25 protein-coding genes are annotated in these 24,266 nt (G+C 64.5%); 11 read left to right on the top strand and 14 right to left on the bottom strand.

Going from position 1 to position 24,266, the window contains the following annotated elements; all coding sequences use genetic code 11:
* Window positions 1–18: 18 nt before the first annotated feature.
* Together BLT98_RS22350 and BLT98_RS22345 are read left to right on the top strand one after the other, a co-directional pair.
* Entirely contained in the window at window positions 19–1,332 is a 1,314-nt protein-coding gene (locus BLT98_RS22350; RefSeq protein ID WP_092611595.1) for a glycoside hydrolase family 18 protein, read from the top strand.
* Entirely contained in the window at window positions 1,329–2,441 is a 1,113-nt protein-coding gene (locus BLT98_RS22345; RefSeq protein WP_092611592.1) for an acyltransferase family protein, read from the top strand. The genes BLT98_RS22350 and BLT98_RS22345 overlap by 4 nt, the downstream gene beginning before the upstream one ends.
* Window positions 2,442–2,443: 2 nt before the next feature.
* On the opposite strand, the gene BLT98_RS22340 is transcribed toward BLT98_RS22345, so the two are convergent.
* The 11 genes from BLT98_RS22340 to BLT98_RS22290 all read right to left on the bottom strand — a co-directional run bounded on the left by BLT98_RS22340 (window position 2,444) and on the right by BLT98_RS22290 (window position 14,537).
* A complete protein-coding gene (locus BLT98_RS22340) occupies window positions 2,444–3,646 on the bottom strand; it encodes a DUF5009 domain-containing protein (RefSeq protein ID WP_092611589.1) in 1,203 nt (400 codons plus the stop codon).
* Window positions 3,647–3,727: 81 nt separating this feature from the next.
* The gene (locus tag BLT98_RS22335) at window positions 3,728–5,035 is read right to left on the bottom strand and encodes a tetratricopeptide repeat protein (protein WP_070257505.1); all 1,308 of its coding nucleotides are present in this window, start codon (window positions 5,033–5,035) and stop codon (window positions 3,728–3,730) included.
* 159 nt (window positions 5,036–5,194) lie between these two features.
* Window positions 5,195–6,328: an ABC transporter ATP-binding protein gene (ugpC, locus tag BLT98_RS22330; protein ID WP_092611586.1), complete on the bottom strand. Its 1,134-nt coding sequence runs from the start codon at window positions 6,326–6,328 to the stop codon at window positions 5,195–5,197.
* A gap of 14 nt (window positions 6,329–6,342) precedes the next feature.
* A complete protein-coding gene (locus BLT98_RS22325) occupies window positions 6,343–7,671 on the bottom strand; it encodes an MFS transporter (protein ID WP_052140085.1) in 1,329 nt (442 codons plus the stop codon).
* 26 nt (window positions 7,672–7,697) lie between these two features.
* Window positions 7,698–8,534: a carbohydrate ABC transporter permease gene (locus BLT98_RS22320; protein WP_070257507.1), complete on the bottom strand. Its 837-nt coding sequence runs from the start codon at window positions 8,532–8,534 to the stop codon at window positions 7,698–7,700.
* Window positions 8,535–8,547: 13 nt separating this feature from the next.
* Window positions 8,548–9,417: a carbohydrate ABC transporter permease gene (locus tag BLT98_RS22315; RefSeq protein WP_034781832.1), complete on the bottom strand. Its 870-nt coding sequence runs from the start codon at window positions 9,415–9,417 to the stop codon at window positions 8,548–8,550.
* Between the two features lie 7 nt (window positions 9,418–9,424).
* A complete protein-coding gene (locus tag BLT98_RS22310) occupies window positions 9,425–10,684 on the bottom strand; it encodes an ABC transporter substrate-binding protein (protein ID WP_092611583.1) in 1,260 nt (419 codons plus the stop codon).
* A 131-nt stretch (window positions 10,685–10,815) separates the two neighbouring features.
* Complete coding sequence (locus BLT98_RS22305) at window positions 10,816–11,829, bottom strand: SIS domain-containing protein (protein ID WP_034781837.1); 1,014 nt, start codon at window positions 11,827–11,829, stop codon at window positions 10,816–10,818.
* Window positions 11,819–12,931, bottom strand: coding sequence for an N-acetylglucosamine-6-phosphate deacetylase (nagA, locus tag BLT98_RS22300; protein WP_034781839.1), 1,113 nt, complete (start codon window positions 12,929–12,931; stop codon window positions 11,819–11,821). Before nagA ends, BLT98_RS22305 begins: the two co-directional genes overlap by 11 nt.
* Complete coding sequence (locus tag BLT98_RS22295) at window positions 12,928–13,662, bottom strand: GntR family transcriptional regulator (protein WP_052140116.1); 735 nt, start codon at window positions 13,660–13,662, stop codon at window positions 12,928–12,930. The genes nagA and BLT98_RS22295 overlap by 4 nt, the downstream gene beginning before the upstream one ends.
* Window positions 13,663–13,664: 2 nt before the next feature.
* Window positions 13,665–14,537, bottom strand: a complete 873-nt coding sequence (locus BLT98_RS22290) for a glucosamine kinase nucleotide-binding domain-containing protein (protein WP_092611580.1) — start codon at window positions 14,535–14,537, stop codon at window positions 13,665–13,667.
* Between the two features lie 336 nt (window positions 14,538–14,873).
* On the opposite strand from BLT98_RS22290, the gene BLT98_RS22285 reads away from it, so the two are divergent.
* Window positions 14,874–15,161 carry a hypothetical protein gene (locus BLT98_RS22285; RefSeq protein WP_034759823.1) on the top strand — a complete coding sequence of 96 codons (288 nt, stop codon included), beginning with the start codon at window positions 14,874–14,876 and terminating at the stop codon, window positions 15,159–15,161.
* A gap of 51 nt (window positions 15,162–15,212) precedes the next feature.
* Here the strand turns inward: BLT98_RS22285 and BLT98_RS22280 are convergent, their stop codons facing one another.
* Window positions 15,213–15,485, bottom strand: a complete 273-nt coding sequence (locus tag BLT98_RS22280) for a hypothetical protein (RefSeq protein ID WP_139144179.1) — start codon at window positions 15,483–15,485, stop codon at window positions 15,213–15,215.
* Between the two features lie 413 nt (window positions 15,486–15,898).
* Between BLT98_RS22280 and BLT98_RS22275 the strand changes: the two genes are divergently transcribed.
* The 8 genes from BLT98_RS22275 (at window position 15,899) to BLT98_RS22240 (ending at window position 23,433) form a co-directional block, all read left to right on the top strand.
* Window positions 15,899–16,423 carry a hypothetical protein gene (locus BLT98_RS22275; RefSeq protein ID WP_092611577.1) on the top strand — a complete coding sequence of 175 codons (525 nt, stop codon included), beginning with the start codon at window positions 15,899–15,901 and terminating at the stop codon, window positions 16,421–16,423.
* Between the two features lie 51 nt (window positions 16,424–16,474).
* A complete protein-coding gene (locus BLT98_RS22270) occupies window positions 16,475–18,109 on the top strand; it encodes an ExeA family protein (RefSeq protein WP_092611574.1) in 1,635 nt (544 codons plus the stop codon).
* 1 nt (window position 18,110) lies between these two features.
* A complete protein-coding gene (locus BLT98_RS22265; protein WP_092611571.1) occupies window positions 18,111–18,818 on the top strand; it encodes a general secretion pathway protein GspB in 708 nt (235 codons plus the stop codon).
* A 101-nt stretch (window positions 18,819–18,919) separates the two neighbouring features.
* Complete coding sequence (locus BLT98_RS22260) at window positions 18,920–20,380, top strand: alkaline phosphatase family protein (RefSeq protein ID WP_092611568.1); 1,461 nt, start codon at window positions 18,920–18,922, stop codon at window positions 20,378–20,380.
* Between the two features lie 95 nt (window positions 20,381–20,475).
* Window positions 20,476–21,000 (top strand): molybdopterin-guanine dinucleotide biosynthesis protein B, encoded by a 525-nt coding sequence (mobB, locus tag BLT98_RS22255; RefSeq protein ID WP_070282542.1) that lies wholly within the window; start codon window positions 20,476–20,478, stop codon window positions 20,998–21,000.
* 57 nt (window positions 21,001–21,057) lie between these two features.
* Complete coding sequence (locus BLT98_RS22250) at window positions 21,058–21,258, top strand: YjfB family protein (protein ID WP_034781856.1); 201 nt, start codon at window positions 21,058–21,060, stop codon at window positions 21,256–21,258.
* 241 nt (window positions 21,259–21,499) lie between these two features.
* Window positions 21,500–21,793 carry a BufA1 family periplasmic bufferin-type metallophore gene (locus tag BLT98_RS22245; protein ID WP_092611565.1) on the top strand — a complete coding sequence of 98 codons (294 nt, stop codon included), beginning with the start codon at window positions 21,500–21,502 and terminating at the stop codon, window positions 21,791–21,793.
* Between the two features lie 17 nt (window positions 21,794–21,810).
* A complete protein-coding gene (locus tag BLT98_RS22240; RefSeq protein ID WP_092611562.1) occupies window positions 21,811–23,433 on the top strand; it encodes an MNIO family bufferin maturase in 1,623 nt (540 codons plus the stop codon).
* Between the two features lie 129 nt (window positions 23,434–23,562).
* On the opposite strand, the gene BLT98_RS22235 is transcribed toward BLT98_RS22240, so the two are convergent.
* On the bottom strand, window positions 23,563–23,847 hold the full coding sequence (locus BLT98_RS22235) for a hypothetical protein (protein WP_034781863.1): 285 nt from the start codon (window positions 23,845–23,847) through the stop codon (window positions 23,563–23,565).
* Window positions 23,848–23,971: 124 nt separating this feature from the next.
* Window positions 23,972–24,193 carry an RNA-binding S4 domain-containing protein gene (locus BLT98_RS22230; RefSeq protein ID WP_034781865.1) on the bottom strand — a complete coding sequence of 74 codons (222 nt, stop codon included), beginning with the start codon at window positions 24,191–24,193 and terminating at the stop codon, window positions 23,972–23,974.
* Window positions 24,194–24,266: the final 73 nt, after the last annotated feature.

Below are 24,266 nucleotides of genomic sequence, written 5' to 3'. Positions count from 1 at the left end.
CATGGTGGGACACATCCGATGACATTACACGCAATGCTGGCTTGCTTCGCCTGCGCGCTGCCACTGGCCGCCTCCGCCGCGCCTGCCGCACCGGCCTTTGCGCCGGAAGTGGTGGCTTATTATCCCGGCTGGAAATCGGCCGATTTTCCCGTTAACGAGCACAATATTCGCGCTGGCAATGTCAGCCTGATCCAGTACGCGTTCGCCGACATCTGCTGGGATGGCGAACATGGCAATCCCGCGCCCGATGGCGGCGGCGTGAGCGCCTGCCTGGATGCGGACGGCAAGCCGTCCCGACCGGCCAATGGCAGCATCGTGCTGCCGGCACCGCAAGCCGATGCCGACAACTTGCGCAAACTCAATGCGCTCAAGCACAGCAATCCGCGGCTGCGCGTCCTGTTGTCGGTGGGCGGCTGGATCTGGTCGAACCGCTTTTCGGACGTGGCCGCCACGCCTGCCGCGCGCCGGGCATTCATCGCCTCCGCGCTGGAGCTGGTGCGCCGGCATGGCCTCGATGGCGTCGATATCGACTGGGAGCATCCGGCCACGGGGGGAATTCCCTGCATCGAAGGCAAGGTCTGCCACCGCGGCGATGACAAGGAAAACTATGTGCGCCTGGTTGCCGAATTGCGCAGCGCCTTCGACCAGGCTGGCAAGCAGGCGGCCGGCCGCCATTACCTGATCACCATCGCCGCTGGCGCGCATGCCAGCCTGACCGGTGACAGCGACGCCGCGCCCGGCTGGATCGTCCGTCTGGCGGCGCAGCTGGACTGGATCAACCTGATGACGTATGACTACCGTGGCGTGTGGGATGCCGAGAATGGCCAGCTGGCGCCCCTGTATGCGGATCCCGCCGACCCGCAGCGCGACAAGGCGCTGCACGCGGACGCCACCGTGACGCGCTTCCTGCGCGCCGGCGTGCCTGCCGCCAAGCTGGTGCTGGGCGTGCCTTTCTATGGCTATGGCTGGAAGCAGTGCGCCGCCGGTCCCCGCGGTGACGGCCTGTACCAGCCTTGCCAGGGCGCGGCCAGCGGCAATGACGGTACGCCGACATTCACGTACCGGCATCTGCTCGAGCAGGGTTACCTGGTCGATGGCAAGGGCGCGCGCGGTTTCCAGCGCCATTGGCATGCTGCATCGCAAGTGCCGTATCTGTATAACCGCGACAGCGGCGTTTTCATCAGCTATGAAGATGCGCAATCGGTGGCCCGTAAAGTGCGCTATATCCGCGACAAGGGCTTGCGCGGTGGCATGTTCTGGGAATTGAGCGGCGATGCGCAGCAGGTGCTGGGCACGGCCCTGGCGCCTATTCTGAAGGGGGCGCAGCCATGAACCAGCGTTACCTCGCCCTCGACGTCCTGCGCGGCCTGACCGTCGCCCTGATGATCGTCGTCAATACGCCGGGCGACTGGGGCAGCGTGTATGCGCCGTTCCTGCATGCCGAATGGCATGGTTTTACCGTGACGGACCTGGTCTTTCCCAGCTTTTTGTTTGTGGTCGGCAATGCGCTGGCCTTTGCGCTGGGCAAGTATGAAAACCTGGGCCATGGCGCCGTGCTGGCCAAGTTGTGCAAGCGCAGCGCGCTGATCTTTTTACTGGGCTTCCTGCTGTACTGGTTTCCCTTCTTCAAGCTCGACGATGCGGGCCAGTTCGCCTGGTCGCCCCTGTCGCACACGCGCATCCCCGGCGTGCTGCAGCGCATCGCCGTGTGCTACCTGGCCGCCGCCCTGATCCTCCATTACTGGAAGACGCGGGGCGCGCTGGTCTTCAGCGCCTGCGCCTTGCTTGGCTATTGGGCCATCCTGGCGACCTGGGGCGACTACAGCTTGCACGGCAACGCGCCGGCCAAGCTGGATCTGATCCTGCTGGGCGACAGCCATTTGTACCACGGCGAAGGCATCGCCTTCGATCCGGAAGGCATCCTCGGTACCTTGCCCTCGATTGTCAATGTGATTGCCGGCTACCTGGCGGGCAGCTTCCTGCGCCAGGCGGCACCGGTGCAATTGCGCTCGAGCCTGTATCAGCTGGCCGTGGCCGGCGCCATTTGCGTGGCGGTGGCCCTGTGCTGGAATGAAGTGTTTCCGATCAACAAGAAGCTGTGGACCAGCTCTTACGTGATGCTGGGTATCGGCCTGGACTTGCTGCTGCTGGCGCTGCTGATGTTCATCATCGACGTGCGCAAGATCACGGGCTGGACGTATTTTTTTGAAGTCTTCGGCAAGAACACCCTGTTCATCTACCTGGTGTCGGAAGTGCTGGTGATCATTGCGTTTACCGTGCGCATCGGTGGCGGCAACCTGTACCAGTGGCTGTACCAGCAGTGGTTTACGGGCTGGGCGCCGGCGCGCGTGTGCTCCTTGCTGTTTGCCGTCAGCTTCATGCTGCTGTGCTGGCTGATCGCCTACGGCATGGACAAGCGCAAGATCTATATCAAGGTCTAGCGCTAGAACTTCAGCTTCAGGCCATAGCGTGTGGCCAGGGCCGTGAAGAGCAGCATCAGGGCGGTGACGGCGGCGGCATTCCACAGGCCGGCCGCGCCGCCCGTTTCCAGATACGGCCACCAGAAGTGCGGCAGGTGCAGCACGGTTGCCAGTTGTTGCCACAGGTCGGGCACGATGTAGGCGAACAGGGCATTGGTGCCGGCGGGCAATAACACCACCGCCCAGGCGCGCCAGCGCCACACGTCGATGACGACATAAAACACGAGGAACAGGGCCAGGATGATGGCGCTGCACACGAGCGTGTAGGATTCCGTTGCCGCGATCTTGTTGATGTGGTGATACGGCCGCAGCAGCAGGCCGGCCACCAGCAGGCCCAGCGCGAACCACGCCATGAAACGTATCCTCTGGGCATGGTTCAATGCCGCGCCGCGCAGGAACAGCCGGCCCACCAGGGTGCCGGCCAGCACATTGGCCGCCGTCGAACCGAGCACTTGCGGCACGTTGACAACCCCGTTGATACCCGCCGGCAGGAAATCCAGGCTGCCCGCCGTGCCGCCCATGTACAGCGCGATCAGCAGGGAAAGCACGCCCATCAGCGCCGTGCCGCTGCCCTGGCATGCCAGGTACAGCAGGCTGCACAGCAGGTAAGACCAGCCGATCATGCCGAGGATGCCCCACCAGGACGGTTGCAGCCAGGTGCTGGAAAATTCCGCATTCAATTCACCGCGGAACGTCGCCAGCAGGAACAGCATCAGGGCGCCGCCCGCAGCCAGCTCAAGCTTGCCCGCACCCTGGCGCCACAGCAGGATCATGGCCACGTAAAACAGCAGGAAATACACGGCGTGCGGCAGCAGCGCCGCCTGCGCATCGTAGCGGTAGGCGTTCGCCAGCACCACGCCCGCCAGCATCAGGCTGGCGGAGCGCCACAGCAGGCGTCCCAGCAGGGCTGGCGTGACGTGGCCGCAATGGCGCTGCAATGCCAGCGGAATAGCCATGCCGACCATGAACAGAAAGCCGGGAAAGACCAGGTCCGGCGCGGTGATGCCGTCGGCGCGCGGCCCCGCATGTTCGAGCCACCAGGCAATGCCGGGCATGCCGGCCAGGTAGTTGACCCAGATCATGGTGACGATCACGAAGCCGCGAAAGGCGTCCAGGCTGGTCAATCGTTCGGCGGCGGTGGCGGTGGCGACAGTGGCTGGCGGCATGGAAGGATGAAAAAAGGTCGAAAAAAAAGCAGCCCCGGCCTGAGCCGGGAACTGCCTTGCGCATGCTGGACGGAGCGGGAATTACTGTGCCGCTGCTGCCGGTGCCGCCGCTGCCGTGGCAGGACGGTTCAGCCACAGGATCCAGTAGCGGGCCAGGTCGCCCACGCCGTCGCCGCCCTTGACCGTTTCCAGGACCTTGATGGCGTCATCTTTCTTGCCAGCCATGGCGTAGGAGTAACCGAGGCGCAGCTTGGCGTCTTCAGCACGTTTCAGGCCGCCCTTGGCGATGCCTTTCTGGATCAGGTCGATACCTTTGTCGAACTGGTCCATCGTCACGAAGGCGTAACCCAGGTTGATCAAGCCCGTGCCATCCTTGCTCTTCATGGCCGACGCTTCGCCGCTGGCGATGTTTTTCGCATCGTCGGCGGCAGCCTTGTTGGCCTGGTCGCGCAGTTTCTTGTGCTTGGCCGCATTCGCGCCCGTGCCCAGCACGCCTTTGGCAAAGCCGGCGTCGAGGACTTTTTTCGCTTCCGTCGGGAAGGCGTTTTGCAAGGCGATTTCAGCCATGTCGCTGTAATCTTGCGGCGACATGGTGCCGACGGCCTGGAATTGCAGGCGCAGCACGTCCAGCGCGAAGCGGTCGGAATAGCCGGCCTTGCCCTGCAAACGGCCCAGCAGGTCGGTCCAGTAGTCGTCCGACGGGTAGTAGCGCACCAGGTTTTCCATGGCGATCAGGTAGGTGGCCGGATCCTTGCTTTTCGAGCCCGTGTTGGCCAGCAATTGCAATTCTTCCAGGCTAGGTGTCTTGCCCGCTTGCTGTTGTGCCGTGATATCGGCCAACAATTCCTGCTTTGCACGCGCAAAGTCATTGCCCAGGTAATAGGCGCGCACGATGTACTTGCGTACGCTGGCGACATCGCCCGTTTCCGTCTGGTAGCGGGTGAACCATTTGATGGCGTTCGGGTAATCCTTGGCGTTGTAGTGGTAGTTGGCCAGCGCCTGGATGAAATCGCCCTTGACGTTCTTTTCCAGCTTGCCCGATTCGATCACCGCTTCCAGTGCCGTCATGGCCATGGGCGCATTGTTGGTGGCCGATGCCAATGCCACGCGCAGGCGGTTCAGCACGAACGTTTCATACGGCGTCAGGGCCGGAATGGCGGCAGCCTGGTCGATGCGGCTTTGCACGTCGGCGTAGTTCTTGGCATCCATCGATGCCTTCACGGCGGTCGGATCGAGCAGCTTGAACACTTCAGGGCGCACCGATTCGGCCGGAGCGGCAGCCGCGGCGGCGGCTGGCTTGGCATCCTGCGCGTGCGACAGGGATGGCAGGACATTCAGGCCGATGGCGGCCAGGAGCAGGCTAAGACGGGCAAGACGGAATTGGGACATGGTCAATCCTTCAATCAATAACAAAAATACGCACCTGCACTGGCAACCGCAACATCGTGCAGTGGCATTGCCAGAGGGGCAAGGAAGCTCGAAAAACACATTTCTGCCGTTCTGCCTGCATAGGTCAAACAGAAGCGGCATGATACAAAACGGCTATTGTCACATAAACGGCTGAGCGGGTGCGGCAAACGTGCGTGCCAGGGCTTGCCCTGCGGCATCGAACAGCAGGCAGCGCTGCGCTGGCAGGTGCAGGCGCATGGCGTCGCCTGCCTGGCGCAAGCCTTCCTCGGCCGGCAGCTTGACGGCCAGCATCTCGGCCACGCCCGGCATGCTGGCGTAGACGATGGCCACGTCGCCCAGGTATTCGACATGGCTGACGGCCGCGTCGATTACGTTGCCGTCCGCATTGTCCCCGTGCTGCAGGCTGACATGCTCGGCGCGCACGCCCAGGGTCAGCCCGTCGCCCGGCGCCACGCTCCCGCCCTGCGCTTCGACGTCGATGACGGCGCCGCCGGGCAGGCGCACGGCCACCGAGCCGGGGCCGCTGGCAACGGCCGTGCAAGCGATGAAGTTCATCTTCGGTGCGCCGAGGAAGCCGGCCACGAACAGGTTGCCGGGATTGTTATACAGCGCGTGCGGACTGCCCACCTGCTCGATGCGCCCGCCATTGAAGACGACGATGCGCTCGCCCAGGGTCATCGCCTCGACCTGGTCGTGCGTGACGTAGATCATGGTGGTTTTCAGTTCCTGGTGCAGGCGCGAGATTTCCACGCGCATCTGCACGCGCAGCGACGCGTCGAGGTTCGACAGCGGTTCGTCGAACAGGAAAACCTGTGGTTTGCGCACGATGGCGCGGCCGATGGCCACGCGCTGGCGCTGGCCGCCCGACAGGTCCTTCGGCTTGCGTTTCAACAGTGGCGTGATCTGCAGGATGTCGGCCGCGCGCTCGACGGCGGCGCGCACCTCGGCCTTCTTGTGTCCCGCCAGGGAGAGGGCGAAGGCCATGTTTTCGTACACCGTCATGTGCGGATACAGGGCGTAGCTCTGGAAGACCATGGCCAGGCCCCGCTCGGCCGGCGCGATATCGTTGGCCAGCTTGCCGCCGATATGCAGCTCGCCGTCGGTGATGTCTTCCAGGCCGGCGATCATGCGCAGCAGGGTCGATTTGCCGCAGCCGGAGGGCCCCACGAAGACGACGAATTCGCCGTCGCGGATATCGAGGTCGATGCCGTGGATGACCGGGTGCTTGTCGTCATACAGCTTGACGATATTCTTTAATGCGATGTGTGCCATGGACTGTGCGATTCCTAGCTTGCGCTGGCCGGCGCGGACGTGGCGCCGGCGTCAGACTGGTCGGAGGTATCCTTCGGGCCGATGCGCATGAAGCGCGACAGGATCAATACGGGCACGGCCGACACCAGCACCCACAGGAAAAACGTCTTGTAGCCGAGCGCCGTCTGGATGTCGCCGCTGATCATCTTGAACAGCACGAAGCCCAGCTGCATCACGCCGGTAGCGAACGCATAGTGGGCCGTCTGGTATTTGCCGACGGAGACCACCTGCATCATGAACAGGATCAGGCCGACGAAGCCGAAGCCATAGCCGAACATCTCCACGCTGAGCGCGGCCGTGATCAGGGTCAGGTCGGTGGGCATGCTGTGGCTCAGGTAATAGAACACCAGATTCGGCAAGTTCATGGCCAGGATCAGGAAGAACATGGCGCGCTTCAGGCCCAGCCACGAAGTGAAGTAGCCGCCGCCGATGCTGCCCAGCAGGAATGCCACGGTGCCGGCCGTGCCGTACACGGCGCCCACTTCCGTCGTCGACAGGCCCAGGCCGCCCAGTTCGCGCGCTTCGCGCAGGAACAGCGGGCCGATGGTCTGCACTTGCGCCTCGCCGGCGCGGAACAGGATGATGAAGGCGATCATGCCCCAGATGCCGGGCTTTTTCAGGAAGTCCACCAGCACGTCCCACAGGGTGCGGCTGATGCCGGCCACGCTCTTGTCGGCCACGGCCGCATTGCGCACCTGCGGCAGCGCCCACAGGTGGTACGCGGCCAGCGACAGCATCATGGCGCCGATGATCAGGAAGATCACCGACCAGGCGGGCTTGATGCCGATTTTTTTCTCCAGGTAGCCGGCCAGGATCACCAGGCCGCCCAGCGAGATGAACTTGCCCGCATTGAAAAAGGCGCCTTGCCAGCCCGCGTAGGCCGCCTGCTGCTTGTCCGACAGGCTGGCGATATACAGGCCGTCGCAGACGATGTCGTGCGTGGACGAGGCCAGCGCGGCGACGAACAGCACGGCGATGCAGGCGGCGAACCACAGCGGCGTTTGCAGGGCCAGCGCGATCAGGCCCAGGCTCAGGCCACCGGCGAACTGGAACAGCACCACCATGGTCTTCTTGCTCGACGCCAGTTCCAGGAAGGGGCTCCACAGCGACTTGAAGACCCAGGCAAAGCCGATCAGGCCCGTCCAGCGGGCGATTTGGTCGTTCGGCACGCCCATGCTCTTGAACATCAGGCCGGCCACCAGGGCCACGGCGTAGAACGGCAAGCCCTGGGCGAAGTACAAGGTGGGCACCCAGGAAATCGGGCTGCGGACTTTTTTGCTGATGCTGATGCGCTGGTCGTGCATGGGGGCTTCCTTATCGAGAGACGTTTTCATTTGACTGCGCCGTCCATGCCGCGCATGAAGAAGCGTTGGGTAAACAGGAAGGCGAGCAGGGTCGGCACGATGGTGATCAGGGTGCCGGCGGCGATCACGCGCGTACTGCTGCCGAAGGTGCCGCGCAAGTACAGCACGCCCACCGACAGGGGGAATTCATCGGGTTTGCTCATGACGATGGAGGGCCAGATGTATTCATTCCACGATTCGACAGCCGTCAGGATGCCGACGGTGGCCAGCCATGGCGTAATCAGCGGCAGCATGATGCGGCTGAAGATGACCCACTCGGTAGCGCCATCGACACGCGCCGCGTCGATCAGGTCTTGCGGCACTTCCTCGAACGCCTGCTTGAGCAGCAAGATGGCCACGGCCGTCACCACGTTGGGCAGGATCACGCCCGTGTAGGTGTCGACCAGGCTCATTTGCGTGATGGTGATGAAGTTGACGAGGAAGTTCACTTCCGATGGCAGCACTAGGGTGGCGAGGATCAGGCCGAACACGAGCTTGCGGCCACGGAATTTCAGGCGCGCCAGCGGATACGCGGCCAGTGAACACAGCAGCAGTTTCCAGAATACGGTGAACACGGCGATCAGCACGGAGTTCTTGAAGAACGACCAGATCGGGATCGCATTGAACACTTCGATGAAGTTGTCGAAGGACGGCGCCTTCGGCCAGAAGGTGGGCGGGAAGGCGAAGATATTGCCTTCCGTGGAAATGGCCGTCACCAGGGTCCACCAGAAGGGGAAGACGCAGACGACGGCGATCGCGCACAGCACGGCATAGTGGCCCAGTATGTGCAGGCGCGTTTTCAGGGAGCGGGAACGGGTTTTCATGGTCATTCCCCTGTCAGCGGTGCTTGGGTTTGAGGTAGCGCAGACACAGCAGGGCGATGCCGATGCAGAACAGCGAGACGACGAAGCTGGCCGCCAGCGCGCGCGGCAGTTTCAAGTGCTTGAGGCCCTGGTCATACGCGTAGTACAGCGCCGTGAAGGTGGAATTCATCGGGCCGCCCTGGGTCAGCACATCGACTTCCTGGTAAGCCTTCAGGGCCGCCAGCACGGACAGGATGGAGCACAGCATGATGGTGGGGCGCAGCATCGGCACGGTGATCTTCCAGAAACGCTGCCAGCGGTTGGCGCCATCGAGCATGGCCGCTTCCTGCATGTCCGACGGGATCGATTGCAGGGCCGCCAGATACATCACCATGTACCAGCCCAGGCCGCGCCACAAGGTGACGAACATCACGGCAAACAGGGCCAGGCTGTCGTTCGACAGCCAGCCCACGGGCGCGTTCACCAGCTTCAAGGTCATCATCACGTAGTTCAGCGCGCCCTGTTCGTGGAACATGAAGCCCCACATGATGCCGACCACGGAAACGGTGGTCACCACGGGCACGTAGAAGGCGGCGCGGAACAGGCGGATGCCGGGCAGGCGGTTGTTCACCAGCACGGCCAGCACGATGGCGCCCACTTGCACGAAGGGCACCATCAGCAAAAACATCAGCGAGTTTTTCAGGCCCGAGACGAACATCTCGTTGTTGAAGATGTAGCGGAAGTTATCGAGGCCGACAAAGCGCGTCTCGCGTATCAGGCTGTAATCGGTGAAGGCCAGTACGGAACCGTAGCCGACGGGCCAGAAGGAAAAGGCGGCCAGCAGCAGCAGGGCGGGGGTGAGGAAAAGCCAGGCTTGCACGGTATGGCGGTGGGTAAGTTTCATGGCGTCCTCAGTGGCGCGGCAGGGTGGCCAGCTTGCGGTTCCAGATGGCGACGGCCTGGTCCAGCGCCTGCTTCACATCCTGCTTGCCCGTCACGCCCGCCTCGACGGCTTTCACCAGCGAGCGGCGCAACTCGTCGTAGTCGTCGATGCCGGCCACGTACAGGGTGCGCGAGTGGCCCATCGACAGGGCGCCGGCGGCCACCGCCTTTTCGGCCGCACCCGCGTTCTGCGGCGTGGCGAGGAAGAACGGGTCGGCCGCCGCTTTCACCGTGGTGGGGAAGACGCTGGCCTGGCGCGCGAACGCCAGCTGGTTTTCGTCGTTCGTCAGGAAGCGCGCGAACTTGCCGACCGATGGCAGCTGGCGCGCCGGCACGCCTTTCGGAATGGCGAAGTGGACCAGCCAGCCGCCGTCGGCGATGCCGGTCGGGCCCAGCGGCGCGGGCGCCACGTCGGTGATGGCGTAGATGTCTTTCGCATCGCCGCGGATGCGCTGCATGGCCGTGGGCGGCGCCAGCAGCATGCCCAGGCGGCCGCCCTTGTAGGCGTCGATCACGGCGGGGAAATTGTCTTCGGCGAACAGGCTTTCCTTCAGCAGGCCGCCCACTTTATAGGTGTCGGCCAGTTTCTGCACCAGCGCCACGTGCTGCGGCGAATTGAAGACGGCGCGGTTGCCGGTGATGACGGCCAGGCCCTGCTGCATGAACAGGCCATCGATCTTCGACAGGGCGGGCGCGATGCCGGCCTTGCCCGTGCGTTGCGCGATCTGCCGCGCGTACGCCAGCTGTTCATCGAGGCTGGCGGGGCCGCGCGTGAGTCCCGCCTGCCTGAAAATGGCGGTATTGAAGGCGATCACCGCGACATTGCTGTACATGGGAAAGCCGTAGGTGCGGCCCTTGAAGCGCAAGTCGTCCAGGGCGCTGGGAATGTAGCTGGCGCGCGCTTCCTTGATCAGGCCATCGACGGGCGTGAGCAAGCCGTCGCGCGCAAATTCGTCGGCCCAGGGCACGTTCAGGCTGACCAGCGCGGGCGGCGTGCCGGCCACGATGCGCGTGACCAGCTTGGTCTGGATGACGTCCCACGGGAAGTCGATCCATTCGATCTTGACGTCGGGATTCTGCGCCTCATAGCGCGCCACCACCGCATTGAAATACGGCGTGAACTTGGGCTTCATGCTGAAGGTCCAGAATTCGATTTTCTCGGCAGCCCATGCCTGCGGCGCGAGCAGGCCCGCGCAGGCAACAACCGCCAACAGTCTCTTGATCGTCATTTTTATCCTGGAGCGTGGCGCTCCAATGTCCATGAGTCCGCGGCGCGGGTACATGCCCTTGCCGTCGCTTATATTCGGGTGCTTCTGCCGGCAGCCCCGCCCCGTGCCGGGGGCGGGTTGCCGGGTACTGCTTAATTGGTTTTCGTGACCTTGCTCAGGTGACGCGGCGCATCCGGGTCCATGCCGCGCGCGGCCGACAGTTTCGCCGCCATCACGTAGAAGGACTGGATGGCGACGATCGGGTCGAGGTCCGGCGTGGCCGCCACGGGCAGGGTCAGGTCGCGCTCGGCCACATCGCTTGGCGCCGCCAGCAAGACCTTGGCGCCACGGCCGCGCATCTCCGTTGCCAGCTGCAGCAGGCCGGCTTGCGTCGGACCGCGCGTGGCGAAAATCAGCAGCGGGTAACCGTCTTCGATCAGGGCCATCGGGCCGTGCTTGATTTCGGCGCCGCTGAAGGCTTCCGCCTGCAGGGCCGAGGTTTCCTTGAATTTCAGCGCCGCTTCCAGCGCCACGGGGAAGCTGATGCCGCGTCCCACGACCATGATGTTGCGGGCCGGAGCCAGCACGTCGATGGCGGGCGACCAGTCGACGCGGGTCGCTTCGAGCAGCGCTTCAGGCAGCGCTTCCAGGCCCGCCTGCAGTTCAGGGTCGTTCTGCCACTGGGCCACCATACGCGCGCCGGCGACCAGGCTGGTGATGAAGCTCTTCGTCGCGGCGACGCTTTGTTCCTTGCCGGCGCGCAGGGGCATGGCCCATTCTGCGGCGTGCGCCAGCGGCGACTCGATATCGTTGACCAGGGCCACGGTGGTGGCGCCGCCGTCGCGGAAATAGCGGATCGGCTCGACCACGTCAGGGCTCTGGCCCGATTGCGAAATCGAGATGGCCAGCGTGTCGCGCGTCACCAGCGGCGACTTGTTCAGGGTCACCAGCGACATCGGCAGGGACGCGACGACACGGCCCAGGCGCGCCATGATCAGGTAGGCGACGTAGTTGCAGGCGTGGTCCGAGCTGCCGCGCGCGATGGTCAGCGCGGTCGAGAACGAGGTGCTCCTCAATTTGCGGCCCAGTTCCGCGTAGCGTTCCGTGTCGCTGGCCAGTTGCAGGGCGACGCATTCGGCGGCGGAAATGGCTTCTTTAAGCATCATTGAGGTCACAGATTTCTCCTTCTATATACACAGCTTTGAGTTTGAGATCGCGATCGAGTACCACCAGATCGGCGTAAGTACCGGGGGCCAGCCGGCCGCGTTCTTCCAGGCCCAGGTAATCGGCGGCGTTGGTCGACACGCGCTTGGACGCGTCGGCCAGGTCCAGTCCCAGTCCCACCAGGTTGCGCAGCGCCTGGTCCAGGGTCAGGGTGCTGCCCGCCAGCGTGCCGTCGGGCAGACGCACGCCGCCCATGCATTTCTGCACGGCGTGGCGGCCCAGCATGTATTCGCCGTCCGGCATGCCGGTGGCGGCGGTCGAATCGGTGACGCAGTACAGGCGCGGGATGGCGCGCAGGGCCACCTTGATGGCGCCCGGATGCACGTGCAGCAGGTCGGGGATCAGTTCGGCGTATTCGGCGTGCGCCAGGGCGGCGCCGACCATGCCAGGCTCGCGGTGGTGCAGGCCGCTCATGGCGTTGAACAGATGCGTGAAACCCATGGCGCCGTGTTCCAGCGCGGCCACGCCGTCTTCATAGGAACCGAGCGTGTGGCCGATCTGCACGCGCACACCGGCATCGGCCAGGGCGCGCACCAGGTCCAGGTGGCCGGCGATTTCCGGCGCGACGGTGATGACGCGCAGCTTGGCCAGGGTTTGCAGGCGTTCGATTTCGGCCAGGTTGGCGGCGCGCGCATAGTTCGGCTGCGCCCCCAGCTTGCCGGAATTGATGTACGGACCTTCCAGGTGGGCGCCCAGCACGCGCGCCGTGTTCGGGCGGCGGTGGTTGGCGGCGATGCCGATGGCCGTCAGGGCCATGTCGATATCTTCCGGCGGCGCCGTCATGGTGGTGGCCAGCAGGCTGGTGGTGCCGTGGCGCGCATGGATGGCCGCGATGGTGTAGACGGCTTCGCCGCCTTCCATGATGTCCTTGCCGGCGCCGCCGTGCACGTGCAGGTCGATAAAGCCCGGCAAAATATAGTCGTCGCTGTTGCCCGACGGGTGAAGGGATTCGCCCGTGATGCTGTCGACGCGCTCGCCGAAGGCGATGGCGCCGTGGATCCAGCCGCCGGGGGTAAGGATATTGCCTTTGATAGTGCTGCTCATCTGCGCGACTCCGCTACGAATTCATAATAATCACTGCGGCAATACGAGTGGGTCAGTTCCACCGCTGCGCCGTTGTCGAGATAACTGACACGGGTGATGTGCAGCATGGCTTCACCCGTCTTGATATTGGCCAGCTTGGCCTGTTCCGCCGTGGCGTTGACGGCGCGGATATGCTGCAGCGCGCGCATCGGGATGGTGCCGCGCGACTCCAGGTAGCCGTACAGCGAATCGGTCACCTGCTGCGGGTCCGGCATGTAGAGCGCGGGGATGGTGGTCGTTTCGATCGCCATCACCACTTCGTCGGCCGTGCGCAGGCGGCGCAAGCGCGCCACCGGCATGTGCGGCGACAATCCCAGCGACAGCAGCTCCAGCGGCGCGGCCGAGCCGATATCGCGCTGCAGCCAGCGCGAGCCGGCGGTAAACCCCCGTTGGCGCAACTCTTCCGAAAAGCTCGTCAGGCGCGACAGCGGCTGTTCCAGCTTGGGCGTGATGTAGGTGCCCGAGCCGCGCTTGCGCGTCAGCATGCCCCGGTCGCACAGCATGTCGATGGCCTTGCGCGCCGTGACGCGCGAAATTTCCAGGATGTCCGACAGCACGCGCTCGGAAGGCAAGGCCTGGTTGGCGCGCCAGTCGCCGCTGGCGATGCCGTCCGACAGCATGTTCGCCAGCTGCATGTAGAGCGGCGTGTCGCTGGCCGGATTGGGTTTGAAGGCGGACAGTTTGGCCAGCATGGTCATTGCTCCTGCAAGTACTTGCGTATCAGGCGCAGGCCGCCTGCGGCCGAGTCGCCCTGTGCCGGCACGACCAGTTGCAATAAGTCCGCCGGCAGGTAGCTCGACAAGGGCGCCGCCAGGCCGCCGCACAGGGCCACGGGCAAGGTGCCAGCCGGATCGAGGGCCCTGGCGATGAGGGCGATCTGCTGCCCCGCATCCGTCAGGATGGTGCGCGCCACCGTATTGCTGGCCGCGTGTTCGAGCACCAGCCGCGCCAGTTGCGCGAAATTGGTCTGGCTGGCGGCGGCCAGCCACACCTGCATGGCGTCGCGCTGGCCGCCGCAGGCATCGATGATGGCCGTGGCGAAGGCGCTGCCGGGCACGCGCCCGTCGACCACCTGCTGCGCGTGGTTGATGGCGCGCATGCCGATCCAGGCGCCGCCCGCCTCGTCGCCCGAGGGGAAGCCCCAGCCGCCCACTTCATGGCGGCTGCCGTCCGCGTGCAGCACTTCGCCCACGCTGCCCGTGCCGATGGCAACGATGGCGCCCGGCTGGCCCGCGTGCGCGCCCAGCAGGGTGGTCAGGGCATCGGATTCGAGTGCCACAAAGGCATAGCCGGGATTGTGTTCGACGAAGCTGGCGGCCCACTGCTTGTTGTGCACGCCGGCCAGGCCCAGGCCGATGGCCATGCGCTGCAGCGGCGGCTGTTCCAGGCCGGCGGCGCGGAAGGCCAGGGTGACGGCATGCGCCACGGAAGTCCAGGCCCGTTCGATGCCCAGTCCCAGGCCGGAAGGGCCGCTTTGTCCCTGCGCCAGTTCCTGGCCGTCGAGGCGCGCCAGGCGTACGCGGGTTCCGCTGCCCCCGCCGTCGACGCCGATTATGTATTCGATCATGTTGTGCAGTCCCGCGTTTGGTTGAATGCGCCTGTCTCGGTTCTTTTATTTGTCGGGCGGCGAAAAAGCTGAAGGCACTATATTGTCGCCCAGATGGCTTGTCAACAGGTATTTAAGTGGTATTAACAAATGCGTTGCGCGATAGCGCGCCGTGCCCGAGGGCGTGATTGCAAGTGTTTGTTAATAAAGGAGTTTTTGTGCGTCGTGAATGGTATTGAAATTGGCCTTGTTTAATGCCAATTTTTTCAGACTGGTCTGTGCCGCGCGCTGCAGTATTGCTTGGCAAGGGACGCCATGAAGAGTAAAGTCCGCCTTTTACATCTGAGTTGGAAGAGCATGATGAACGACAAGGCAGCAAAGAGCGAGTACTGGGACGACTGGCAGCAAGAGGCGCTGGCCGCCGGCGTGTCGGCGCCGCTGGCCGCGCTGGGCATGGAAATGATGCGCACGCACCGCAAGAACCGCTGGCCGAAGGATTTCCTGGGCCGCGAAAGCGATGGCCCGGTCATGATCGAAATGTGCCTGGAAGACGAGGCGGAAACGGAATTGTTCTTTATCGAGAACCTGTATCCCTACGATGCGGCGCTGATCGAAAAGACGCGCCGCCGCCTGTGCCTGCACTGATAGTGCGCTGACGTGTGAATGGAACGGCCGCCTTGCGCGGCCGTTTTCACGTCAGGTACTGAATTTTTCGCTGCTCGGGCGCGCGCGCATGCGCAGGCTCAGCAGCAAGATGGCGACCAGCAGCAGCGAATGGGTGCCCGGTTCATGCGGGCCAGAGGCGTGCCGGCTGGCGTTCGGTGACTGGAAGCTGGCCAACTGCATGGCCAGGGTGGCGGGCGCCGCCTGGTAGGCGGCCACTTGAATCGGCGGCGTGTCTGCCGCATGCATGTTGCCAGCGGCCCAGAGTGACAGGGCCGCGCCCAGCAAGATCATCTTTCTCATCATATTGTCTGTTTCCGCCGAGGGCTGTAAGTCGATGACACATGGTCCCGCCGTATGCCGGCCCATGTCCTGTCCCCAGTTGGTATGCTTTCCGGCGCTGCTCGTGCCGCACCGAAATGATATCTATTTATAAATTTCGTGTATTAAAACATAATAAAATAGAAATGCAAACGTCTTTTTGCAAATAAGTGCATACGCTGCCTGTGCTTGCCGGGCGGGATTCATTGCATGGGGGAAATGACGTGGCATTTTCATGGGGGAGTGTCATAATGGCCCAGGCATTTCCGCCCAGGCATGGAGTAGATGATGAGCAAGGCACAGGACAGCAAGAAGGAAGCCAAGAAGGAACCGGCCAAGACCATGAAGGAAAAGAAGGAAGCCAAGAAGGTGAAGAAAGAAGAGCGCAAGCACTGATCATGCGCGTGCGCCGTGCATTGATGCGCCCGTGGCGTGCGCCGGCCCTGCTGGCGGCGTTCGCCTTGCTGGCCATTGGCGTGCCCGTGTCCGGCGTGCTGGCGCAGCAAAAGCCGCCGCCGTCCACGTTCGGGCAAGTGGTGGGCAATGCCGTGCTGTGTATCGACCAGATCGACAACAAGGCCTTCTATGCCTATTTGCTGACGGCCTTCGGCCCGGCCTACAAGCATGAAGGGGGCGCCTACTGGTTCCGCACGGACGCCACCTTGTGGGGCGCGCCGATTACCGACGTGATCGTCAGCGACGACACCAGCCCCCTCGTCTTCATGGGCGTGGTGGCGGACTCGACGCCGGAAAAGCTGGAACCCGCCATCCGCGGCGCCTCGGGCCTGCGTTTCAATAAACTCGACAATTCCGCCTTTCCTGTCCGTGGTTCCGTGCCTGGCAGTAAAATCGTCTACTTCCGTAGCAAGGCGAAAGTGTATTGCGCCAAATACAAGCCGTTGCCGCCCGCCCGCACCCGATGAGGGGTTCGGCTTGGCGCCGCGCATTTTGATCGTTTCATCCGCAGGGTCTCCATGTACACGCATTATTTCCAGCTCAAGCAATCGCCGTTCTCGATCGCCCCCGATCCGCGCTACCTGTTCATGAGCGAACGCCACCGCGAAGCGCTGGCGCACCTGCTGTATGGCGTGGGCAGCGGCGGTGGCTTCGTGCTGCTGACGGGAGAAATCGGCGCCGGCAAGACCACCGTGTGCCGCTGCTTCATGGAGCAGATTCCGGAAAACTGCCAGCTCGCGTATATCTTCAATCCGAAACTGTCCGTCGAGGAATTGCTGCTGTCGATCTGCGAGGAATTCCGCATCGCCGTGGCGCCCGGCGTGGCCAGCGTGAAAGGCTATGTCGACGCCATCAATGCGCACCTGCTGGCCAGCCATGCGCAGGGCAAGAACAATGTGCTGATCATCGACGAGGCGCAAAACCTGTCCGCCGCCGTGCTGGAGCAGTTGCGTTTGCTGACCAACCTGGAGACGAGCGAGCGCAAGCTGCTGCAGATCATCCTCATCGGCCAGCCGGAATTGCGCGCCATGCTGGCCCGGCCGGAACTGGAGCAGCTGGCGCAGCGCGTGATCGCCCGCTATCACCTGGGGTCGCTGACGGCGGACGAGACGGCCAGTTATATCCGCCACCGCCTGGCCGTGGCGGGCAGCACGGCGCAGACGCCGTTCGCGCCGCGCCTGATGGCGCCCATCCATGCCATGAGCCACGGCGTGCCGCGCCGCATCAATCTGCTGTGCGACCGCGCGTTGCTGGGCGCCTACGTGGAAAACCAGCCGCAGGTGACGCGCCAGATCCTGCGCCGTGCCGCCGAGGAAGTGTTTGCGGAAGAGGGCAAGCCGGCTGCCGGACGGGGCCTGCGCTGGGTCCACGTGACGGGCGGCGTGCTGGCTGGCGCCGTGGTCACGGCCGCGCTGGCCTGGCATTTCATGCCGCGCCTGTCTGTTGTGCCCGCTGTACCTGCCGTGGCTGCCTCTGCGCCGGCCGCATCCAGCGTGGTGGTTGCCGCCGCATCCGCGCCCGCGCCCGTCAGCGTGCCGGACCGCAATGCCGTGCTGCGTCAGCTGGCCAGCCTGTGGGGCGAGCAGTTGCCGGCCGGCGAAGCTTGCCAGGCGGGCGCCCGCGCCGGCCTGCGCTGCCTGCACAGCCGGGGCGGCATCGCCGAACTGCGCGTGCTGGACCGTCCCGCCATGCTGGCCTTGCGCGGTGCGGAGGGTGTGGAACAGCTGGCGCTGCTGACGCGCTTGCAGGACGAGACGGCCACACTGATGCTCGATGGCAAACAGCAAAGCCTGCCGCTGGCCCAGTTGGCACAGCGCAGCGATGGCAGTTTCACGACCTTCTGGCGCGCCCCGCGCAACTGGCGCGACGAAGTGCCGCTGGGCGCCCGCGGCGCCGACGTGGACTGGCTGGCGCAGCGCCTGGCGCAACAGCAGGGCTTGCCGGCGCCGGCGGCCAATCAGCCGCTTGATGCCGAGATGCAAGGCCTGTTGCGCGCCTTCCAGCAGCGCCAGAACTTGCGGGCCGATGGCCTGGCAGGCCCGAAAACATTCATACGCCTGATGCAGCTGGGTGACAATTCGGAGCCGCGCCTGAGCAGCGCAGCTCCTGCCGTGGCGGCGCCCGCTGCGACGGCGCTGGTGGCGGGGAAATAAGATGTCCTACATACTTGAAGCACTGAAAAAATCGCAAGCCGAGCGCCAGCTGGGCGAGTTGCCGTCGATCCACGCACCGCAGGTGCAGCTGCACGACACCGCCGCGTCCGGCGTGGCGCGGCGCGCGCCCGTCTGGCTGGCGCTGGGCGGCGTGACGGTGGCCGTGGCTGTCGCGCTGCTGCTGTGGCAGCCTTGGCAGGCAGCGGCCAACGCGCCTGCGGCGATTCCTGTCGTTCCAGCCGTGCTGGCCCAGGCTGTGCCCGCGCCGGTGCCGGCAGCTCCGCCACCAGCGGCCCCCGCGCCTGCGCCAGTTCCCGTCGCGCAAGTCCCCCCCGTGCCGGCGGCGGTCACCGCCGCCCCCGTGCACCATGCCAGACCGGTGCCGGAGCCGAAACAAGAGTCGCCAGGGCAGGCGGCTGCGCCTGTCCCCGTCCCCGCTGCGGCGCCGGCCATGCCCGCGCCCGCGCCGTCAGCCGAAGAGACGGTGCCCGGCATGCGCGACTTGCCAGAGCCGATACAGCGGCAAATCCCCCCGGTCGCCATCGGCGGCTATATCTACTCGAAGAATCCGGCCGACCGCCTGTTGTTGATCGACAAGGTCCTGCGCCACGAAGGCGAGGAGCTGGCGCCCGGCCTGGTGCTGGAAAAGTTGCAGCCGAAGGCAGCCATCTTCAGTTTCAAGGGCTACCGCTACCGCGTGCCGTATTGAGCTGTTGCGCATCAAGACCGGACCGCCATCGCTGAACCATACTGGCCAGGCCTGGTCGAACCAGGGTCGCTGCGACCGTGTGCGCGGCCGGGGGAGTTCCGATGATTGCTGCCGCAGCTGGTGAGGGTGTCCTTGATGTGGGTGTGCCTGGAAACCTGGCGCACATCGACCATATCGTCGTGCTGATGATGGAAAACCGCTCGTTTGACCACATGCTCGGCTACCTGAGCCTGGAAGGCGGGCGCGCCGACATCGATGGCTTGCAGGCCAGCCATGCCAACGTGCATGCGGGCGTGACCTACCCCGTGCACCATTTGCGGCGCACGGCCTTCGGGCCGCAGCAAGACCCGTCGCATACGGGCATGTCGGTGGCGCAGCAATTGCAAAACAATAACGGCGGCTTTGTCGGCGACTATGCGCAAACGCATCCGGGCGACCCCGATATCGACCTGGTGATGGGTTATTACAATGGGGCCGACTTGCCGATGTACGATTTCCTGGCGCAGCAGTTCTGCGTCTGCGACCGCTGCTACAGTTCCGTGCCGGGGGCTACCTGGCCCAACCGCCTGTATGCGCTCAGCGGCAAGGCGGCCGGCAGCAAGGACAGCAAGCGCGTGCCCCTGTATGCGAACAAGTCCTTCGTGCGCCACCTCGAGCGTGCCCAGGTCAGCTGGAAATTTTATTCCGCCTGGAAGCCCTGGAGCCTGGCGCTGACGGACGACCATTACCGCTCGTCCGAATGGTACGAACCGTTCGGCTCCAGCGCGCGCCGCTATGGCTTCATCGGCGATGCCCTGGCGGGTGCCTTGCCCTCGGTCAGCTGGATCGATCCGCATTTCTTTGAGAATGACGACCATCCGCCGGCCGATATCCGCGCCGGCCAGGCGCTGGTGGCGCAGGTCTACCAGGCCCTGTCGCGCGGTCCCGCTTGGGCGCGCACCTTGCTGATCCTCAGCTATGACGAACACGGCGGCTTTTTCGACCATGTGCCGCCTGGCCCCGCCATCGACGACGACCCCGCGTTTCGCCGCTACGGCGTGCGCGTGCCCATGCTGCTGGTGTCGCCGCTGATCGCGCCGGGCAGCGTCAGCCACGAGGTGGTCGACCACACGTCGATCATCAAGACCATCCTGCAGCGCTTTTGCCGAGCCGCCGATGGCGCCTTGCCCCAGATGGGCGCGCGCGTGGCGGCCGCCAGCGGCCTGGGGAACGTGCTGACCCTGGCGCAGCCGCGCGCGGCGCCTGCCGTGCCCGCCGTCGTGCTGGCGCAGCGCGCCGCATGGGAGGCGGATGTGCGGGCGCAGGATTTCATGCCGCTGGCGCCCGCCCGCCCGCCTGATGGCGAGGTGGCCGCCGCTGCCGCCGCCCCGTCTCAATCCGATGCCGAGGCGGGCGCGATCGCCGCCCACCGGCAATTGGCGCGCATGGCCAGGAATGCGCAGGCGGTGAAAAATCAAACGGCGAATAAAACGGCGGGCAGGACAGCGGACAGGCGCCGGCGGCAGGGCGGCAAGCCGGCGTCCGCCGGCGCCGGGAATGGCGGGAAATCCACAGGCGCTTGACCTGGGCGATGAGGTGGGCAATGCACGGCGCCTGCGCCAGGCGGTGGCGCCCGTGGGGCTGCGTATAATCATTCCTTCTCAATCAAGGAGTGACCATGCACGATGCGATGCCCGCACACCCGGTACTTGGTGTGATCGGCCGTTCCGGTAGCGGCAAGACGACCCTGCTGGAATTTGTGGTGAAGGAGCTGGCGGCGCGCGGCTTGCGCGTCAACCTGGTCAAGCACAGCCACCATGATCTGGCGCTGGAACCGCCGCAAAAGGACAGCGCCCGCCTGCGCCTGGCCGGTGCGGCGGAAGTGCTGGTGGCGTCGCCGTACCGCTTTGCTATCGTGCATGAGCTGCGCGGCGCGCCGGAACCGAGCCTGGCGCAGCAATTGTCCCGCATGGGGCCGGCAGACCTGACCCTGGTCGAAGGTTTCAAGACGGACCCCATCCCCAAGCTGGAAGTGTTCCGCCCGGAAGTGGGGCAAGCGCCCCTGTATCCGCACGACCCGCATGTGGTCGCCGTCGCGTCCGACAGCCCGGCGCCGGCCGATTTGCGCGAGGGCGTAGCATGGCTGGACTTGAATGCGCGCGAGCACGTATTGGCCTGGCTGCTGCACAGACTGGAAAAATAAGCTAAAGGTTTGCCGGCGGCATCCGTTAACAAGGGTAGAACCTCATTGGAGAAACGTATGGACGTCGGAAGCATTGCTCAACTGTCAACCACAATGGCGGAGACAGGCACGCGGCAAGCCGTCGGCTTGACTGTCCTCAAAAAAGCCCAGGATATCCAAAGCTCGACCGCCACAGCCTTGCTGGCAGCGCTGCCACCGGTACAGTCGGCGCCGAGCCTGCCGGCCCACCTCGGTAACCGCATCAACACGACAGCCTGAGCGCAGTCCCGCGGCGCCGGTCTGGCGCTCGCCATCGCTATGCCCACACCACCGTCATCGACGGTGGCGAGCGGGCGTTTTTGTCTGTCTTTCTGCCTTCCCTTCCTTCCTGTAAAATTGACTAATTGACCATGGTTCGCCATGGCGCGGCCGATTCAGTAAAATGATGTCCACCACCTCGCATTGCCCATGGCGCAGCCCGGGGCGCGCCATCACTTTGACCCATGCAAGAGGAATCACCATGAACAAACGTCAAGCTCTCATCGCTGCCGCCCTCGCGGGCATCTGCGCCGGCACCACCATCAACGCGGCCGCACACGATGGCCCCGCCCCCGGCGACAAGGAAAAATGCTATGGCGTGGCCAAGGCGGGGCAGAACGATTGCGCCTCGTCCGATGGCGCGCATTCCTGCGCCGGCCAGGCGGAAGCGGATAACCTGCCCACGGAATGGACGTATGTTGCCAAGGGCACGTGCGAACAGACGGGCGGTTCCGTCAAGCCCATCAAGGCTGCCAAGCCGGCCACGCAACCGTAAGCGTCCGCCGCCTGCCCATGCCGCCGAACATCCAGGCCCTTGCCGGCGTCGGCCTGCGCGCCGCGCACTACCGCGACTTCCTGGCGCGCCGGCCCAAGGTGGGCTGGCTGGAAGTACACACTGAAAATTATCTGCAGCCGTCGGGCTGGGATCATCATGTGCTGCAGACTCTGCGCCAGGATTACCCGATCAGCCTGCATGGCGTGGGCCTGGGCCTGGGTTCCGCGCGCGGTTTTTCCGAGGCGCACCTGCAGCGCGTGCGCGCCGTGGCCGAGCGCATCGAGCCCGCCCTCGTGTCGGAACACCTGTGCTGGGGTGCCGTGGCGCAGCGGCAACTCAACGATCTGTTGCCGCTGGCCTTGAATGGCGCCGCTCTCGATTTGCTGTGCGCCAGGGTGGGGCGGGTGCAGGATGTGCTGAAAAGGCCGATCTTGCTGGAGAATGTCTCCACTTACCTGCGTTTTGCCGACGATGCCATGAGCGAGGCGCAATTCCTGGCGGAGCTGGCGCGTCGCAGCGGCTGCGGGCTGCTGCTCGATATCAATAACTTGTATGTGAACCAGTGCAACCACGGCGAAGACGCCTTGACGGCCATGCAGTCCATTGCGCCGGGCAGCGTGGGTGAGCTGCACCTGGGCGGCCACCTGCTGACGCCGCATGCCGTGGTCGATCACCATGGCGCCGCCGTGGCCGATCCCGTCTGGGACTTGTATGCGGCCGCCTTGCTGCGCTTTGGCGCCGTGCCTACCCTGGTCGAATGGGATACGGATCTACCGCCGCTGGATATCCTGCTGGGCGAGGCGGACAAGGCGCAGGCCATGCTGGCGCGGCATGTGCCGCAGACGCCATGGCAGGGAGCGGCGCTGCAGTCCTCGCCAGCGCCAGTGCCGCTTGACGCGCTGGCGGCTGGCCAGCAAGCGTTTGCCGCAGCCTTGCTGGATACGGCGGCAGCCTTGCCGCCGTTCGCGGGAGACGCGGTGCCACAGCGTTTTTCACTGTACCGCGGCAGCCTGGGCGCCAACTGGCGCCGCACGCTGAGCCAGGTCTACCCCGTCGTGCTGGCGCTGGTGGGGGAGGAATTCTTTGGTGGCCTGGCGCACGCGTATGGCCGGCAGATGCCATCCGATAGCGCTGATTTGAATCAGTTTGGCGCCCGTTTCGCCGATTTTCTCGCTGTGTTCCCGCCCGTGGCGGAGTTGCCCTATCTGCCGGACATGGCGCGCCTGGAATGGGCCTTGCACCTAGCACATTACGCAGCCGATGCGCAGGGCCTGGCGCCAGAGGCGCTGGCCGCCCTGCATCCCGATCAACTGGAAGCGCACTGTTTTACCTTGCATCCCGCTTGCGTTTTGCTGGCGTCCGGCTGGCAGGTGGCGGCCCTATGGCAGGCGCATCAGGATGGTGAAGGGCAGGGGACGTTTCCGCAAGAGATGCAGGTGGCCAGCTACGCGCTGATATGCCGGGCGCGCTGGAAGGCGCAGGTGCTGGTACTGGATGCGGCCGCGCATGCGGCATTGCTGGCCCTGCAGCAGGGGCAGACCTTTGGCGCCGCGCTCGACGCGGCGTTCGAGCTAGATCCGGCATTTGACCTGGCCGCATACTTGCGCCAGTGGCTGGCGCATGCGGTATTGACGACCTGACGGTTTAGTACGCCTATCAAAACCTACTACGCGTCGTAATTTGCGGTCTGCGATGCTCACTGTACCTTCGTACAGTTGCGCTTCTCAACCACAACTTCCTTCCGCTCGCTACGGTTTTGTCAGGCGTTGTTATTCGAAGGCCCGCAGCACGCGCGCTTCGCCCGTCTGATCGCGGTACAGGGTATTCGCGGCCAGGGTGGCGTCCATCATGCGCGTCACTTGCTCTTCTTCAAAGCGGGCCAGCTCGGCTGTGGCCGCGACGAGGGCCAGTTCCAGCCTGGCGCGCGCCCCCTGGTACAGGCTGCTGGTGTATTTGTCTGTGTTACGCAGCAATTCTTCCGCGTTTTCTATTACCTGGCGCAAGTCGCCGATCAGGCGTTCCTGGCTGCGCGTACCTTGTTCGGGATGGTCCATGGCGCTTCCCTTCTGCAATCGATATTTATCTGGCAATAACGACATGTTGCAGCTTGATCCAGGCAGCCGGCTGGCAGCGGTGATGGCTGGAAGCATGGGGCTGCTTTCGCGCCCCATGCCGGCATCAAGCGGGGCCGACGACCGTGATACGGATATCGCCCACGCTGACGACCTGGCCGGCGCGGATCTTGGCGGTCTTGCGCAATTCCTTCTTGCCATCGACCTTCACCACGCCGCTATCGACCATGACCTTGCCTGCGCCACCGCTGTCGCACAGGCCGACCAGCTTCAACAGCTGGTTCAGCTCGACGAACTCGGATGTTAAATCAAAGCTTACTTTTTGCATTGTATCCCTTATTGCAACGATGTGTTTTAAACACTTAATGACGGTGTCAACTAAGGTCATAGTTTACATGAAG

Origin of the sequence: Janthinobacterium sp. YR213, from assembly GCF_900099875.1 — a bacterium.
Lineage (GTDB): Bacteria > Pseudomonadota > Gammaproteobacteria > Burkholderiales > Burkholderiaceae_D > Janthinobacterium > Janthinobacterium lividum.
Note: the sequence above shows the minus strand (reverse complement) of the source record. Positions and strands in the feature narration are given on the sequence as shown.

Bases quoted from the DNA above. Each gene is read 5' to 3' on its own strand.
- BLT98_RS22350 (WP_092611595.1), top strand. From the start codon at position 19: ATGACATTACACGCAATGCTGGCTTGCTTCGCCTGCGCGCTGCCACTG.
- BLT98_RS22345 (WP_092611592.1), top strand. From the start codon at position 1,329: ATGAACCAGCGTTACCTCGCCCTCGACGTCCTGCGCGGCCTGACCGTC.
- BLT98_RS22340 (WP_092611589.1), bottom strand. From the start codon at position 3,646: ATGCCGCCAGCCACTGTCGCCACCGCCACCGCCGCCGAACGATTGACC.
- BLT98_RS22335 (WP_070257505.1), bottom strand. From the start codon at position 5,035: ATGTCCCAATTCCGTCTTGCCCGTCTTAGCCTGCTCCTGGCCGCCATC.
- ugpC (WP_092611586.1), bottom strand. From the start codon at position 6,328: ATGGCACACATCGCATTAAAGAATATCGTCAAGCTGTATGACGACAAG.
- BLT98_RS22325 (WP_052140085.1), bottom strand. From the start codon at position 7,671: ATGCACGACCAGCGCATCAGCATCAGCAAAAAAGTCCGCAGCCCGATT.
- BLT98_RS22320 (WP_070257507.1), bottom strand. From the start codon at position 8,534: ATGAAAACCCGTTCCCGCTCCCTGAAAACGCGCCTGCACATACTGGGC.
- BLT98_RS22315 (WP_034781832.1), bottom strand. From the start codon at position 9,417: ATGAAACTTACCCACCGCCATACCGTGCAAGCCTGGCTTTTCCTCACC.
- BLT98_RS22310 (WP_092611583.1), bottom strand. From the start codon at position 10,684: ATGACGATCAAGAGACTGTTGGCGGTTGTTGCCTGCGCGGGCCTGCTC.
- BLT98_RS22305 (WP_034781837.1), bottom strand. From the start codon at position 11,829: ATGATGCTTAAAGAAGCCATTTCCGCCGCCGAATGCGTCGCCCTGCAA.
- nagA (WP_034781839.1), bottom strand. From the start codon at position 12,931: ATGAGCAGCACTATCAAAGGCAATATCCTTACCCCCGGCGGCTGGATC.
- BLT98_RS22295 (WP_052140116.1), bottom strand. From the start codon at position 13,662: ATGCTGGCCAAACTGTCCGCCTTCAAACCCAATCCGGCCAGCGACACG.
- BLT98_RS22290 (WP_092611580.1), bottom strand. From the start codon at position 14,537: ATGATCGAATACATAATCGGCGTCGACGGCGGGGGCAGCGGAACCCGC.
- BLT98_RS22285 (WP_034759823.1), top strand. From the start codon at position 14,874: ATGATGAACGACAAGGCAGCAAAGAGCGAGTACTGGGACGACTGGCAG.
- BLT98_RS22280 (WP_139144179.1), bottom strand. From the start codon at position 15,485: ATGATGAGAAAGATGATCTTGCTGGGCGCGGCCCTGTCACTCTGGGCC.
- BLT98_RS22275 (WP_092611577.1), top strand. From the start codon at position 15,899: ATGCGCGTGCGCCGTGCATTGATGCGCCCGTGGCGTGCGCCGGCCCTG.
- BLT98_RS22270 (WP_092611574.1), top strand. From the start codon at position 16,475: ATGTACACGCATTATTTCCAGCTCAAGCAATCGCCGTTCTCGATCGCC.
- BLT98_RS22265 (WP_092611571.1), top strand. From the start codon at position 18,111: ATGTCCTACATACTTGAAGCACTGAAAAAATCGCAAGCCGAGCGCCAG.
- BLT98_RS22260 (WP_092611568.1), top strand. From the start codon at position 18,920: ATGATTGCTGCCGCAGCTGGTGAGGGTGTCCTTGATGTGGGTGTGCCT.
- mobB (WP_070282542.1), top strand. From the start codon at position 20,476: ATGCACGATGCGATGCCCGCACACCCGGTACTTGGTGTGATCGGCCGT.
- BLT98_RS22250 (WP_034781856.1), top strand. From the start codon at position 21,058: ATGGACGTCGGAAGCATTGCTCAACTGTCAACCACAATGGCGGAGACA.
- BLT98_RS22245 (WP_092611565.1), top strand. From the start codon at position 21,500: ATGAACAAACGTCAAGCTCTCATCGCTGCCGCCCTCGCGGGCATCTGC.
- BLT98_RS22240 (WP_092611562.1), top strand. From the start codon at position 21,811: ATGCCGCCGAACATCCAGGCCCTTGCCGGCGTCGGCCTGCGCGCCGCG.
- BLT98_RS22235 (WP_034781863.1), bottom strand. From the start codon at position 23,847: ATGGACCATCCCGAACAAGGTACGCGCAGCCAGGAACGCCTGATCGGC.
- BLT98_RS22230 (WP_034781865.1), bottom strand. From the start codon at position 24,193: ATGCAAAAAGTAAGCTTTGATTTAACATCCGAGTTCGTCGAGCTGAAC.